Below are 15,367 nucleotides of genomic sequence, written 5' to 3'. Positions count from 1 at the left end.
ACTTCGAGAACCCTGCCGACGATGATGGCGACAATGCCTATGTGATCGAGGTGACGGCGACCGACGCCGCGGGCAACAGCGCGGTGCAGACGATCACCGTTGCCGTCGGCAATGTCGACGACACCGCCCCACTGATCGGGGGTCCGTCCGGCGATGCTGGCGCGGCAAGTGCCGATGTGACTGTCGAGGAGGGATCGCGCACGGTAACCCGGCTCACCAGCGACGAGCCCGTCACCTGGCGGATCGCGGGCGGCGATGACCAGGGGCAGTTCGACATCGCGCCCGACGGGACGATCACCTTCGTGTCACCGCCCGATTTCGAGAACCCCGCCGACAGCGACCGCAACAACAGCTACGTCCTGATTGTCGAAGCCCAAGATGCAGACGGCAATGTCGCTTCGCAGACAATCACCGTTACCATCGCCAATGTCGACGACACCGCCCCGACCGTCTCTGTGGACGGCACTTCAGTAGCAGGAAGCGCGGTGTCCTTCCAAGTTATGGAAGGCGAGGCAGACGTTGCTGAATTCGGAAGCGACGAGCCAGTCACCTGGGCAATTGTCGACGGAGACGACCAAGGGGAATTCTCGATTGGTAATAACGGCCATTTGCATTTCCGCAACGCGCCCGATTTCGAGGCCCCGACCGACACGAATCTAGATAACATTTATGTGTTGGTCATCGAAGCCACCGATGAGCAGGGCAACAAATCCCGCATCATTCTGGATGTGACTGTGCTTGATATGGAAGAATTACAACAGCGCGTCGATGCGATTAGCGGTGCACTGAAAGAAGGGTTGCGTACCCATGCACTCGTAGGATTGAGCGATTTGCTTAGTTACAACGAAGAATTGATGATCGGAGATTCTTCCTGCTCGGGTAGCCGTCAGAGAAAGAGCATATCCGGCGCACTTAATGCGAATGAAATTTCGCAAAACGCCAACGTGGAGTTTGAAAATGCTCTATCTACCTGCGGGAAAAGTCTCCGCATGCTTGTGGATGGAGGAGCGACTTTCTCGCGCCTCGCTGGAAACAGCCGTGTGCGCGGATTTGCGTCACTGCGTCTCGAAAAGAACCTCTCCGACGGTGCCAAGATTGGCCTCAACGTCATTGGATCGACCGCAACGGATTCTATTGACGGATTTAGCAAGAGCAATGTGTCTGACTTCGGCCTGACCGGGCAGGTTTACGGGCGCATTCGTATTGACGAAGATCTTATGGCTGGGGCTTTCGTCGGGTATGGACGGAGCTGGTATGAACTCGCTCTGGTCGAAAACGATCTGTCAATGGAAGGTGAGTTTTCCGGCGAACGATTGATCGTTGGCGGGGTTCTGCGGGGCCAAACTTCACTCGGCAATCGTCCCCTCACCATCGATGCTGTTGTGTCGCACGCCACCGAAAGTCTGCACGAAGCTAAGCTGAGCGTCTCGCTCGATTCAGAACGTAAAGACGGCCAAGCCTTCGACCTAGGAAAAATAAGTGCGACACGAATTAGCGTACCCTTGACCCTCGCTGCATTCGGGCCAAGCGGGATGAAGCCGGGAACTGGACTTGATCTGACAGCTGGTGGACTCTGCGAAAGCGATTTCTTCGAATCAGGGATAACATGTGGATTCCAAGCTGGCGGTCGACTTTGGCGTCGTTCTGCCGATGGAAGATACGCCTATTTTGATGTCGAACTCGAGGAAGCAGCAGGAATTAGACGATTCCGTCTCGATGCTGGTTATGCATTCGATATTGGCCTGGGGGATACCGCACGACTTTCGTTCGACCTAGGCGCAGAAGCGAGCGATACTGCAGCATCTGAACTTAGAGGATTGGTTTCAATCGTAGCCAAGTAATCCCGAGGTCAAACGCTAGGAACTGATCCACTCGCCGCATTTGTCATGCCGATTTGAAGATCGCGTGGGAAGATTGGCTGGGGCGGCAGGATTCTATGCCCCACTCATAATTTTTCTAAGTCACTGAAAACAAACGGATCAGCATGGGGCGCTATGCCCTTGGGGCACAGCTAGGGGCACAATTAGGGGCACAGTTATTGCGACCCATTCGCACCTCTTGTCGGCACTATAGCTGCGCGGCGGCGGTTGCCAACCAGTCCTCACGTGCAGCGGCCCGATCGCCATCCGAGCCCAGCCGACGATCGACCTTGCTCCAGCCGAACCGGGTCAGCTTTCGCGGCAGCACCATCGCATGGACGTGGGGCGGATTGGCGCTTCCTTTGCGAAAGGGCGCATGGAGCACGAGCAGGAGCGGAAGCCCCCTGCCCGTCACATATTCTTCGCGTAACCATTGTCTTGCGACTTCATAAGGACCGTGGAGGTTTATCGCGTTTGCGAAGCGCATGGTGACCTGTGCGAAGGCCAACCGGTCTTTCGCAGACAGCGACTTCTCGTACTCGCTAACAAGCAAGTCGGGATCCGCGTAGATTTCGGGGGCATCGGCGGGCAATAGCAACTCGACCCGCTCGGCGGTGTCGACACTGCTCTCCTTCGTCCCAGGGCGGCGCTTGGCAAGAAATTTCGCCGCGATGCTCTCCCGTTCGCCCGAGCCTGCCTCCCAATTGAAGCGGGCAAAGCTGAACGGGTCGTCCGGGCCGCCGTCCCAGAAAGGCTTTAGAGCGAGGGTCACCGGCGCTTCCGACTTTCCCGTTGCCATCAGAGCCGCTCCTGCAGAGCTAACGATAGAAACGCGGCGCCGAATTTAAGACCTCGTTCTCGCTCTGCCCCATTATGGGCAACGAAACCATCGATGAGTGTTGCGAGAGCGAGCATCAGTTGCATCGCTTTTGCGCGTGGTTCAGAAAAAGGGTCGAGCCGTGGGCGATCGAACGGGCTTGGCAATTCTTGCATCGGTGATGCTTCCTTTTCTTGAGCTGCCTTTTCCGCAACAACCAAGCCTTCAAGTTGCGAGCAGCCTTTCCTCTCATTGGCCCAGTCGATGAGAACTTGCTTGCATTTAGTCTGTCTATTTTAGCCTGCCGGTGAGCACCGCTTCGGTGGTCGTGAGGCCCCGGCTGACGAAGCCGAAAGCTGTCCAAATGAGGCCCTTCTCGTGACACAGCCCTACCCTCCAACAACGCAAAAAGTAAGATGCAAGGATGGTCCGCAGCCAAATCGAACGTGCTAAAATGGGTTCCCCATTTCAGCGGTATTGCGCCTGTTCAATTTGTATAGCTAGACAGGGGCCTTCTGCTATACATAAATGCGTCTTTGTATATCAAAGCGGGGGGCTGTGGACAGATTTCGTGGATATTCGGAGATATTCCGATTTTCTGTCCAAGACCCTGGGAGGGGAAAAAAGAAGCTCGCATCGACCGGTTGACTCGGAAGCCCCAAAGCGAGAGCTGATTGGCTCACCCAACACACCAATTTTTGTTCGTTATCGTGTGGGCAAAAAATCGCCCGGGCCATCGCGCGCATGGCTAGCTACGGCGTCCAAAAACCCGCGAAGCTTTTCGGATTTCCAATTGAAATTGACGAGATCGCGATGCGTAAGGTGGTCAACACCTTGCAGCAAAAAAATGCGGCTGGGCGCCATACCGCATGCTGCCCCCACCGGGATGGCCGAGGCTGACCCGGCGGCTGACAACACAACCGAGCAAGGCAGGGCACAGAACTATCGCGTTGCGGTCAACGTCCTTGTCGGCAAGGCCGTCGACGGCATCGAGCAGCCCGGCGACTAAAATTCGAACGGTCTCTGGCGGCACAAGCCTCTACAGGATATCGCTACCGCCCTTCGATGTTCATCGGACCCAGTGCGTCCGCCCCTCCTTGGCTCTTCCTTGCTGTGCCGGTAATTCGTGCGCTAGGTGACAGATCCTTGACTGGAAGCAACCCTCGCTTGATCAAACTGCCTGAGGGAGCGCGACCCATGGTTAAACCTGGACACCGATATCGTCGAGAAATTCCGAGCCTGGCGCGACTCCGCTGACGTGGAGATGATCACGAGCACGGGTTGCAGCCACATATAGGAGGTGACGCTCGGTCTCGTGGATCGCTTCCAGATCTGCAACATCACCCACTTCACTCAGGCGCCGAGCCGAAGGCATTACGTCTTCATCAAGCGCCATCACTGCCACCGCTCGATATTCGAGGCCCTTGGCGTCGTGCATCACGATTGCACTCACGTCATCGTACCCTGCAGTTGCTCGTCGGGCGCGTCCTAATTGATCAACATCCCGAACAAGGATGCCGATTTCGGAAGGAGCAATCCCTTCCTCAACTCGGCGTCGAACCCATTCGATGACAGCGGCGATCTCATCTTCGGCATTATCGAAAAGCTCTAACTTGGGCGACGGGCCATCGAAGACAGATACCGTTCCTCGGCGCACTTCGACGATGCCATCCTGATCAACAATTTCGCCGGATAGAAGCCGATCCGCAGCTGATCGAATTTGGTGTGAGGTGCGATAGCATACCTTGAGGATCTGCGAGCGTCCCCGCACATCGATTCCGAGACGGCACCAAGAAAACGGCAGATGAAAAATTCGTTGGCCCAAGTCGCCAGTGAAGAAGAGACTATTACCCCCCGCGGCACTTAATTTGCCCAGAAACTTTGCTTGAGCAACTGAAAGGTCCTGAGCCTCGTCGATTACTATGTGCGAGTAGGGGAACGCTTCGCCGGCGGCCACACGGTGCCCCAGTTCCTTGTAGACATCCGCCCAAGTGATAAGACCTTTTTCGATAAGGCGTTCTCGGACGAACGCAAACACTTCCCAAGCGCTCTCACGTTGGTTTTGGCCAAGGCGGATTTTGCGACCAATACGGGGGATTGAACCGTACTCTCCGACATCGCGAACGCACCAAGCGTCAATGACTTCTTCCCATTCTTCGAGCAGGAAGTCAGTCGAATGGCCAGCTCCAAGACCTCGGGATACGGCATCTTCAATTGCTTGTCGGGCATCGACCAAGTCCGCGAGCCGAAGGGCGCCTATCCATTTTTCGAAAAGCTCTCGCGCAGCGTCATCGATCGCCCGAACATCGACGCGTGATCGTCGATCCTTCTGCGCCTCGAGCAGCAAGTCCATCTTGCTTTCCAAATTCTTCGCGAGCGCCGGTGAGAAAGTCGTCAAAAGAACCTTCGCGTCGACATCCTTGGCCAAGTGGGCCGCTCGATGCAGAGCCACGATCGTCTTCCCGGTCCCCGCACTGCCGGACACGCGCGCTGGTCCACTCCAGTCGCGCTCGACAGAAGAGCGCTGAGCGGGGTGAAGGAAAATGGCCCATTTTTCGAACGGAGCTTCGAGCGCTGCTTTGAGCTCCTCGAGACCTTCTACCTTGCGGAACCGGCGTTGCGCGTCGGGATGCAGGTATGGGTCCGAACCGGCCGGAGCCACGGGAGCGGTATGGTCTTCTATACGACCGCCGGTCGCAAAGTCTAAAAGCGCCTCGGCCGCTTCGCCAGGCAATCGGTCAAACAAACTTTCGACGTGCGCCTCTTCAGTGTCACGGACGATATCGAGCCAATCACGTGGTACGCCAACGTCAAGCAATTGATCATCGGTCAAGCTTACGAACGGTCGGGAGGCCGCCACGGGCAGCGCCGTGTAGTCCACATGCGGATAATGATATGACGACGAGCCTTGATCATCGCCTTCGGCAGCTTGAACGACAGGAACTTCGACGAACTGCATCGCGCCGGTCCGCTCATGCGGTATGAGGCGCTTTCGTTCAGCCCAGGCGTATGCGTCATCGTGATGATCGACATAAGCTAACAGGTCGTCGTCACCATCGCGATGTAGAATAATCCGCAGGTCGCGATTGACACGCACGGACCAGAAGCCTTCAGCCTTGTCGATGCGATGCATCTGTAACCCGTTGCCCCGTGGATCGAGCGCAAGATCCATTACCGTGAGCTTTGCTTGCTTTTGTTCCTGGTGGGTGAGCTTTCCCAGGGAGTCAGCAAAGGTAGAAGCGTAAAGAAGCGTCATTACAAACCGCCTACCCTTTGCGCGACGGCGAGTTATCCAAGCGCCAATCGTTTTTGGATGACTTAGACGGTTGCTCAGCCGCTCTCGAAAGTTGAGCCCGCGCCCGCTCCGCTGCCGCTCGCCATCGCGATGATGTTTCGTTTTCTTTGTCTGCCTCCTCGTAGGCGGCTCGCGCCTTCTTCGCCGCTATCCAGGATTTACGGCCAGCCGCTCGAACTGGTGAAGCCTTCTTACGCATTGTGTAGCCACCCAATTCTGCTCATTCTCACGGCGTCGCGGGCAGCCAATCCCAGTCGGCCGCGCGGATGCAGTTCTCCCGACAACCAATTTGGCAATAGTGCGCCCTGAGACTTGAAGTGCTCGACATGCACAACCACGATGTCACCATCGGTATAGCTAACTTCGTTAATGTCTCGCCATGTCCCCGGACGGTGCCTCGCGAACGCGGTGCGGCAAGCACGAATGTAATTCCCTAGGCTACCCATTCCTAACATCACAACGAGTCTGGTCACCGCGGGCAAACAAGCCAGATGTTCAGAAACGCAGTTCCCAATTGCTTTTTTGCCAGTTTCGCTGGTTGCGAATTTATCAAGCATCCCTCCGCCAGTTCCAATCCAAGACCCAGTCTTGGCCTCGAACTGTTCGACAGTACAGCGAACGAGTGACGCGAAATGGAACCGCCCATGCGGATCCTCTATCAAGCGGGAAACTTCCTGCGGGCAAGCTTCTGATATCAGCCCGACATGATGAAGGATCTTCGCCAACTGGGTTCGCCCTCCCCGAAAGGCGATTTCATTGTGCGGCGTGGTGGCCAAATAACCTGCCTGCATTGGCCCTTTTGAAAACCCCAAGACGATTACCTCGGGTTCGGCAGCGCCCCATGATAGCGGATTATTCGTCAGCCGCCATTTGTCACAGCCAGATTGCGATTGATCGAAAACTGGCTTCTCAGTGGAGAAGCATCGGCTGCAATTCACTTTGCCATGGTCAGGAAGCGTCAACAGAACCCTCCTCGATCCTGTCCGGTGCCCCAAAGACGTCAACGTTGACCCGTAGCCGAAGCTCGACGGCAGTTAGCTCATCCAATGATCGCATCATCAAGATGTGGTTCTCGTATTTGAATATGCGTCCTGTCGTAGCTTTTCGCTGGTTCGACGTTCAGCTTCGAGCCTCTCGACAAGTCGTCGCGCTTCCAGGAGCTCCTGCTCGACTTGCTGAACCAGCCCATCTGTGTGCTTTTGCCACTTCTTTCTCGACCATCCGAGCCGCTGGGCCTGCCCCCAGTTCTTCGGCGGTCCTTTGTCGCGCAATTCGCCGCGGGGGCCGCCCTTCTTACCAGTGACGGTACGACCCAATCCGACCATAGACCCGAATACCCCTGCCCAGCCTGGGCCGCCCACTCTGCGCTTTCTGCCCATTAAACCTCCAGCACCTTCATCACCTCATCGCCGAGGTGATTGATCACCTTCACCGCAATCCGCCCGCCGTCAGGGCGCGGGAACGGGCGGGAGCGGGTGCGCTTGAGGCTTTCCCAAGCGTCCTTGTCGATCTCCGCCTTTAGCGTCGTCTTGAGCGCCTTGTAGGGATCGTTTGCGCCGGGGAAGTATGCGTGGCGAACGAAAAAGCCTTCATAGTCGTAGTCGGTGTCGATGAACCACACGGCAATTTCGTCGGCATCGCCGCTGATGATCTCGCCGCCCTTGTACATGTCGACGCCGGCGACCTCGATCGAGATCATTCCGTCGCCCTCGTCGTGCACCTCGATGTCGGGTTCACCGAACACGGTGAAGAGGTTGCCCGCACCGGTATTGGCGAGGTCGGGCATATGAAGGTCGGGATTGATCCGCGCCTGTAGCACGGTCAGCGCGCCCATCTTATCGAACTCCGAGGCGTGTGCATCGAAGTTGAAGGCAGCGGCGATCAACAGGTCGAAGCCGGCTTCGGCAGCCTCGCGTGCGGCCGCGGTCAGCGCAGGGCGCGTAACGGTGCCATATTCGGGGCCGACGAGAATGGCGGCGCGGCGGCTGGCCGTGCCTTCCTCATCCGAGCTCTGGCGCACTTTGCCCTCGGCACAAATGAATTTGCCCGGCCAGGGCTTGAGGCTGTCGAAGGCGAGCCGGTCCTCTTTGTGCGCCTGCTGAACGCCCGAGCGGCGCAAGTTGTCGAGCACCATCTCGGCGAAGTCGACGCTGTCGCCGCTGCCGTCCTTGTCGCGGCGCCCTTCGGCCGCCTCGAGTTCGTCGAACAGGCTGTCGTCGATGTCTACCGCGGGGACGCGGTGGGGCGAGAGGCTCTCGACCGTGAAGGGCCCGGCGACGCGTACCCGGCTTTTGTCCTCATAGGGCTGGTCGTAGAGATACTCGGTATCGGCCTTGGCCGCGATTGACGCGTCGATTTCCTTTTGTCGTTCGATGCGGAGTTCCCACCACTCGGCATGCAGTTTCTCGACCTCGGGGTCGTTCCACGGATCGACCGGATGCTCGGGAAGGTCGTCGAGCGAATAGTCGCGCCCGAGTTCGGCGTTGAGTTTGTCGAGCCAGCGCTTGCGGGTCGCCTCGCTCGTCCCCTCGTTGCGCGCTTTCTCGAGTGCCTTGGCGGCCTCGTCGCTCCACGGCGAGCCAGGCTCGCGCGGCATCGACCATTCCTCAAAGGGAGGCAGGTCGGGATCAGAACCGTCGCGCCCGCGCAGCCGATTGATCTCCTCGCGCAGCGGCTCGAGCTTTTCCTGATACTCCTCCCAGATCGTATCGATCTCGGCATTGTTTGCGATGCTCTTGAGCGTGATGTGCGGCACGCGCTTGTAAACGAAGCCATGGCGCACTCGGCCAAAGGTCTGCTCTTCGCGCGGCGGAGTGCGGGTGACCTCGCCTTCCTTCACCCGCCCCTCGCGGCTGTCGGCGAGCAGATACCACGGATAGCGCGCGCCCATAATCCGCGCCCGGGCGAGCGCGAGCGCGACCCGACTCGTGTCGATCGTGATCCACCGCCGCCCCCACTGCTCAGCAACATAGGCAGTCGTCCCCGAACCGCATGTAGGATCGAGCACTAAATCGCCGGGATCGGTGGTCATCAGGATGCAGCGTTCGAGGACCTTGGTGCCCGTTTGGACTACGTAGACTTTCTCATCAGTGAAGTTGCCTGTGCCGGTGTCGGTCCAAATATTTGAAAACGGAAGGACATCGAAATCAGAGTGGAAGCGGCGGTAACGGAAGCTGTTCGCTGCCACGTGAACGCGATTGGCTTGTAGCAGGCGGTTCATTCCTGTCGGATATGAAGGTTTCCAATGGGAGTTCTTTTTCCATGGATCGTAGTCCACGCCCGCGAACGAGAGAGGCTGTTTGTCGGAGGCACGACCCTGAGAGACGAGGTTGTCGGGGTTATAGGGCTTCGCACCATCGGGGATTGCATTTTTTTCTCGCTCCTCCGCCGTAACGCCTCGATAAGTCCAATCCTCTAGCAAAAGCCATTTTGCGTTGCCCTCACCCAATTCGTATGGCTTCGGACGATAGAGATTTCTGACCTTAAGTTTATCTCGATCTCTTGCGAACCAAATCACGTAGTCCAAGACATTTGAGATCGCGTCTGATGAGAACCCGTAGGTTTTCTGCACCGACAAGGTGCTTACGTGATTTTCCTCCCCGAACACTTCGTCCATCAGTGCGCGCACGCGGTGGACATTCTCGTCGCCGATCTGGACGAAAACGCTGCCGCTCTCGGTTAAGAGGTCGCGCGCCACGGTCAGGCGATCGCGCAGATAGGTAAGATAGGAGTGGATGCCGTCCGCCCAAGTGTCACGGAAGGCCTTCACCTGCTCGGGCTCGCGTGTCAGATGGTCGGCCTTGCCGTCCTTCACGTCCCGGCTGGTTGTCGACCATTGGAAATTCGAGTTGAATTTGATGCCGTAGGGCGGGTCGATGTAGATACACTGGACCTTGCCCTTGAGCTCTTCCTTTTCGGCCAGGCTCGCCATCACCTTCAGCGCATCGCCGAGGATCATGCGGTTCGACCAATGCTGGTCGTGCTGGTAGAATTCGGTTTTTGCCTCGGGATCGATGCCGTTGAAATCGGCGAAAAGGTCGGGCGCCTCCTCCGGCTCCTCTTTCTTCGCTTTCTTCAGATCCTCGATCAGCGCCTTGGGGTGGATCTTCTCCTGGATGTAGAGCGGCGGGGCCTCAACTACGAGGTCGGACCAATCCGCCATATCCTTCCCGCGCCAGACGAGCTGCGGATCGAGATCGGGATTACGCCGTTCATAAGCGACCTGGATCGGCGCCTTGCCCTGCTCGTCCAGAAACGCCTCTAGCTCTGCTGTGGGCGCGTTCTTGCGTTTGTCGTCGTGGGTGAGTGTGTCGACGGTAAGGGTCTTTTTTGCCATTAGTTCGCCCGAAGAAATTTGTTTCTCAGCTTTAGCCGAAAAGGAGAAGCATGATGAAGATAAGCACTAGTGTGCTGGGGATTAGCGCGACCAACTCAAGGCAAGACCCTAGGAGGTGATCGACTAATTCTACAAGTTCGCGCAGCTCGTCTTTCATTGATCCTGCTCATCTGCGTCATCGAGCATGTTTTCCTGGACTTCGAGCTCTTCCAAGTCTGGATCCGGAAGTGCAGGCTCGTCGTCTTGAGACGCGCGGTTTACCTTGACGCCAGCCTCTTCCACCAAGTCCGCGAGCGCGAGTTTTCGAGCGGCGTAAAAGGCATCGAAGGCATCTGCCCGGAGAAGGTCTGGATCGACAAGATGCGATTTGAGGATGGCATCGAGCGCTTCCGCACTGACACCATAACGATCCTCGATCCTATTGAGATAATCGGAGGGTGCTCGCCCGCCGATTTCCCGATTGGTCGCGGCTGACAATGCCGTCTTATTGATGATGCTGTCGTAGCGCTCCCGCTCGATGCCCTGTTTCTTGCACCAGTCGCGCGGGAAGATGTGATGAATATCAATTGCGTCGTCCCAAGCGGTCATGAGGTCGACGGTTTTTCCTGAGACGAAATCCTGACAACCCGAGCGCATTAGAAGCGCGTGCAAGCCTTTGTATGCAGCAGAGAGGCGCATACGCAGACTGTCCAAACGGTCGATATCGAATGTCGTGTCCCAGACCGTACGAGGCTCAGGCCCGCCACCGAGCCATTCAATAAGCTGCGGAACGTCGCGCGCGATCTTGGTCTCGGTTGCACTGCCGTAATATTCGCCGAGCACCCCTCGCCAGTACCATTTGGCAATCTTGTCGACTTCCGGCTGCGATAGTTTTGTCCCGCGTCGAGCGAAAAAAGCGGCGAGAGCTACAAGCTGAGGCGGATAGGGCACGTCCCTGCCCCAGATAATCTTTTGCCCATTGAGGAATTTGGCTGCCTCGCGAAATCCCTCTTCGACTTTGTCCCGATATTGCTTGTAGGCTTCGAGTGGCAGGCCCAGCATGATCTCACGCCGACAAGAAACGGCGGGAATGTCCTTGCCAGACTTGCCCTCCGATAATGCAGCCTCTCGCTGGTCCATGGTGTGGAGAACTGTGCAGGCCTGGAGAAAATCTGTCGATGCGAGGTCCTTGAAGATGCCCTTTTTCGGCTGTGGTCCTTTGAGCCGTTCCAAACGCCCAGGCTCGTCACTGTCCTTTTCGCCAAGCCAGTCAGCGCGAAGATCGAAATCATCAGCAGCGTAGATTGCGGTCACGAGTTCGAACGCATCGAGCTTCTTGCCGCCCACGTTGACCTTCTCAAAAACGGTGCAAACGGCTTCGCGACTATTGTCCCGCAGCAGTTTGATAATCGGCATCTCGTACGACGAGATCCTTGTGAGCAGCGACTGTTGAAATTGAAAGATCAGCTGTGATTTGTCTTCACCGGCATCCTTCCAGAATTGCATCGCGCCCATAATCCAGGGAAGCGGGTCCATCGTCTGGTTCAGTGGGAAATGCAGCGTTGCATATTCGCGCTCGGCAGAAGAAAGGTCGAGTTCTCCAGTTTTTCCAAACGCCCCTTTTTCAATACGGTCCTCGGGGACCATAACGATCGCCGCCTCCAGGTCCGTGCCGGACATTGCAGCTTCGATATCGACATAGAAATAGCGCTTGACGGCCTTCCCTTTTGCCGTGCGCACCTTCGCCGGCGATTCCGAGAGAACGGCCTGATAGAGCGACGTCATCCGCTGTTGACCATCGAGCAAGAGGACCTCAGGTTCAACTTCATCGACGCTCGTGCCGTTGATGCCGCGGGGCTTGAAACGGATGTCTCCGCCAACCTCCAGCGAAAGCAGCGCACCGACGGGAAATCCGCTTCCAACACTCGCCAGGAGGCTACGTACATCATCCTCGTTCCAGACGTAATCGCGCTGAAACTCGGGGAGCTGCAGCTTTCCTGAATGAACATCATCGAGGAGTTTCTTGAGGCTGGTTTTCGTACTGTCGAAGCTCATGCAAGCTCCTTCTGAGCGCCTGCCTGTTCGTCCAGCCAATCAGCCACTAGCTTTTCAAACTCTTCTTTGATGGTCCATTTGTCGGTGAACTCAGCAAAAGCCCATCGTCCGAACTCGCCAAGATTGTTAACGCCTGTCACCCAGTACGTGCGCATTGTTTCGGCTTTGTCTTTGGCGTCCTCACCGCGAAAACCCTTGATTTCCACTACAAGATTGAGCGGATCGTCTTTGCCGTGGCCATCGTCTATCTGAACGATAAAGTCTGGAACGTAGCGACGGGCTTGACCTGCACAGTTGTAAGGCACCTCAAGACCCAGATTATGGTTCTTGACCCACGAGATCACCTTCTCGTGCTTGTCCGCCACCCTGCAGAACTCCAGCTCCCAATCGCTGTCGAGAACCGCGAAATTGACGTGGCATCGGTTCGTCGTTTCGTATCGCGCCTTGCTCGTCATGAAACTGACGTTCCGAGTTGACCCCTCCCGATTGTATGGATCGAGCATGGCGACGACCCGGCCTCCGCCCTCTTCCCCTCGGGTGACCGCCGCCATGATACGATCGGCAACTCTATCGGCGATGCTGTAATAAAGAAGCTGGGCCGGTTGAACATCGCCCACGGGCTTGAAGTGATCGTTCATCCATTGCCGCACAACGGTTTTCATTTGCATGATCAAACCGGCGCTTGGCGCTTCCAAGGCATCGGTCATTCTGCGCCGGACGATGTATTCGGCCAAACGGAAATGGATCCGCGAGGCGCGCACTTCGCCGAGATGCTCAAGGGTCATGTCGGCAGGCTCGCCGACGATGCCGGAGTTTCTCGTCTCAGTCGCCCCAGCCTCGTCAGGGGTGAGGACTAATGTGGAATCCCGCGAGAACTCAGCCTTGAGCACATCTCGCGGCATTTCCGTCCGATAGCCCTCGACACGCGGGAACCGGATCTCGACATTGTCTCGATCAGGACTGATCGCATGTACTCTAACTTGCTCGGGGGGAGGCTTCGGCGGGGCCACAACCGGCTGAGCAGTGAAATCAAAGGGTATTCCGAAAATGTCAGCATACTCGACGCCGAATTTCCCATCGTCCTGAAGTTCGTACGATTGCCGTCGTAAGGCACGCCCGATGACCTGCTCGCAGAGGAGCTGTGTCCCAAATGCTCGCACGCCCAGGACGTGAGTTACCGTGTTTGCGTCCCAGCCCTCGGTCAACATCGAAACAGAAACAACGCAGCGAATTCCTTCGCCGAGCTGCCCCTTCCGGCCGACCGTGTTCATTACTTCGCGAAGAATTGTCGCGTCGTCGATCTTCTCCGCTGCTAAACGGTCGCCAGTTCGTTGGATGAGCTCACTCTTGAACCGCTCGATCTCATCAGCTGCTGCCGCCTTAAATTCAGGGCTGACAGCATCCCCGCTCTCGAGTTGCGTGCTGTCAATTAGCAACGTCCGCATCCGCGGCAGTGCCTCACCATCAGGGTCGTAATTTCTGAACAGCTTGCACTTGCCGGCTACGAGCCGGCTGTTTCCGTGTTCATCCTCGACCTCGTAACCTGCGATATAGTCGTGGACGAGCTTCGAAGTCGCGGTGTTGTTACAAACAACGATGAAGACAGGGTCGACCTCATGCCCTCTTTCCTTCCAGGCCTCGAACGTTTTTACATAATGACCATAGAGCGCGTCGATCGCAGCCAGCAATGGGCTCGGAAGCTTTTGGGGATTATATTCAATTCCCGCCGAACGCCCCTTCTTCGGGAGTTTGACCGGTTCTTTCTGAAGCACCTCCCAGAGGTTGCGAAACATGGGCGTATCGCCGCCAGAAACGTTGTCGATGATCGGCACTCGGGGCAGCTTCACGATCCCACATTCGATTGCGTCCATGAGCGAAAAGTCGCTCATTACCCAACCAAATAGCGACCCTTCCCGGTAACCGGAGCCGCGCAGAAAAAAGGGCGTCGCCGACAGGTCATAGACCATGTTGAGGCCGAGCTCGCGCTTGATCGCCTCGAGACCGCCAATCCACAACCGCGCCGCTTCGCTGTTCTCTTTTGCCTCGCTCAGATCGTCGCCTTTAAGAGCCTTTTTCTCGGCGTCTGAAAGGGGCCTTTCGCGATAGCAGTGATGAGCCTCGTCATTCAAAACGACGATCCGCTTCATACCCATCAGTTCACCAGCGACGCGGCGTATCATCGCACCGTCGCTTTCCGCTTTCGGTGTCGTCTTCAGTGCGGCTTGCTGTACCTTGTTGAGGGGAATTTCGTCCTTCTTCTTGAAGGCATGGTAATTTGTGATGACAATCTTGGCTTTGCCGAGATCACCGATCATGTCCTCCGGAACGATCTCACGGCTCTTGTAGTAGCTCTCAGGATCGTTCGGCTGAAGAACACGAAGACGATCCTTGATCGTGATACCCGGCGCAACCACGAGAAATCCTCGGGAGAATTTCTTGGAAGTCGGATGCCGCACGGCATTCAGAGTATGCCAGGCAATCAGCATTGCCATGACCGTCGTCTTGCCAGCACCTGTTGCAAGTTTGAGCGCCATCCTAATCAGTTCCGGGTTTGACGCCTCATTTGCAGCTTCAAGATGCTTCCAGAAACGGCTCCCTTGCGATGAAGACTTAGGGGCAACTTCTGTCAGCCAGATGACGGTCTCGACAGCTTCTACCTGGCAGAAAAATGGTCGTTGATTAGCAAACTTGTGGGTTCGCCAATGCCTCAGAAGGCGCGCAGTAGTCGGCGTGACCCGCCACTGCGATTCTGGGAGCTCTCGCCAGCTCTCTACGGCCGAGCGGATTCCGTTTATTACCTCGGTGGGATCGTAAACATCGCCTTTTTCGTCCGCATACAGATCGTCTTGCGAGACACCAGCACCGCGCTTGGTCTTTGCTTTGGGAATAGGGCTTGTGAGATCGCTCCGACGACGTCCATCTTGGATTCTGCCGGTCGGCTGGCCGTCCGCGTCCAACTCCCAGTGGCGATCCGGCCGCTCGTAGGGTGAATTGAGAATAGGTGATTCGAAAAATTGGCCGGACAA

Annotated in this window: 7 protein-coding genes and 2 pseudogenes; 2 read left to right on the top strand and 7 right to left on the bottom strand. The window is 56.8% G+C overall.

Annotated features, from left to right (window positions below; translation table 11 throughout):
* A pseudogene (locus FHS50_RS02420) lies at positions 1-1,841 on the top strand (hypothetical protein); the annotation flags it as partial.
* Positions 1,842-2,067: 226 nt separating this feature from the next.
* On the opposite strand, the gene FHS50_RS02415 reads toward FHS50_RS02420, so the two are convergent.
* Both FHS50_RS02415 and FHS50_RS02410 read right to left on the bottom strand, forming a co-directional pair.
* Positions 2,068-2,658, bottom strand: coding sequence for a hypothetical protein (locus FHS50_RS02415; RefSeq protein ID WP_183932794.1), 591 nt, complete (start codon positions 2,656-2,658; stop codon positions 2,068-2,070).
* On the bottom strand, positions 2,658-2,897 hold the full coding sequence (locus tag FHS50_RS02410; protein WP_183932793.1) for a hypothetical protein: 240 nt from the start codon (positions 2,895-2,897) through the stop codon (positions 2,658-2,660). The genes FHS50_RS02415 and FHS50_RS02410 overlap by 1 nt, the downstream gene beginning before the upstream one ends.
* Before the next feature lie 601 nt (positions 2,898-3,498).
* On the opposite strand from FHS50_RS02410, the pseudogene FHS50_RS02405 reads away from it, so the two are divergent.
* Positions 3,499-3,685: pseudogene (locus FHS50_RS02405) on the top strand (OmpA family protein); the annotation flags it as partial.
* Positions 3,686-3,877: 192 nt separating this feature from the next.
* Here FHS50_RS02405 and FHS50_RS02400 read toward each other — a convergent pair.
* The 5 genes from FHS50_RS02400 to FHS50_RS02380 form a co-directional block, all read right to left on the bottom strand.
* The gene (locus FHS50_RS02400; RefSeq protein ID WP_183932792.1) at positions 3,878-5,932 is read right to left on the bottom strand and encodes a 3'-5' exonuclease; all 2,055 of its coding nucleotides are present in this window, start codon (positions 5,930-5,932) and stop codon (positions 3,878-3,880) included.
* Between the two features lie 230 nt (positions 5,933-6,162).
* Positions 6,163-6,933, bottom strand: coding sequence for a hypothetical protein (locus FHS50_RS02395; RefSeq protein ID WP_221184818.1), 771 nt, complete (start codon positions 6,931-6,933; stop codon positions 6,163-6,165).
* A 416-nt stretch (positions 6,934-7,349) separates the two neighbouring features.
* A complete protein-coding gene (locus tag FHS50_RS02390) occupies positions 7,350-10,307 on the bottom strand; it encodes a site-specific DNA-methyltransferase (RefSeq protein ID WP_183932791.1) in 2,958 nt (985 codons plus the stop codon).
* A gap of 153 nt (positions 10,308-10,460) precedes the next feature.
* Entirely contained in the window at positions 10,461-12,341 is a 1,881-nt protein-coding gene (locus FHS50_RS02385) for a DUF262 domain-containing protein (RefSeq protein WP_183932790.1), read from the bottom strand.
* Positions 12,338-15,367, bottom strand: coding sequence for a BPTD_3080 family restriction endonuclease (locus FHS50_RS02380; protein ID WP_183932789.1), 3,030 nt, complete (start codon positions 15,365-15,367; stop codon positions 12,338-12,340). Before FHS50_RS02380 ends, FHS50_RS02385 begins: the two co-directional genes overlap by 4 nt.

It is taken from the genome of Sphingomicrobium lutaoense (assembly GCF_014195685.1).
GTDB classification, from domain to species: Bacteria; Pseudomonadota; Alphaproteobacteria; order Sphingomonadales; family Sphingomonadaceae; genus Sphingomicrobium; species Sphingomicrobium lutaoense.
The sequence above is the reverse complement of the archived record's forward strand: the minus strand, read 5'-3'. Positions and strand labels throughout refer to the sequence as shown.

Bases quoted from the DNA above. Each gene is read 5' to 3' on its own strand.
- FHS50_RS02390 (WP_183932791.1), bottom strand. From the start codon at position 10,307: ATGGCAAAAAAGACCCTTACCGTCGACACACTCACCCACGACGACAAA.
- FHS50_RS02415 (WP_183932794.1), bottom strand. From the start codon at position 2,658: ATGGCAACGGGAAAGTCGGAAGCGCCGGTGACCCTCGCTCTAAAGCCT.
- FHS50_RS02400 (WP_183932792.1), bottom strand. From the start codon at position 5,932: ATGACGCTTCTTTACGCTTCTACCTTTGCTGACTCCCTGGGAAAGCTC.
- FHS50_RS02385 (WP_183932790.1), bottom strand. From the start codon at position 12,341: ATGAGCTTCGACAGTACGAAAACCAGCCTCAAGAAACTCCTCGATGAT.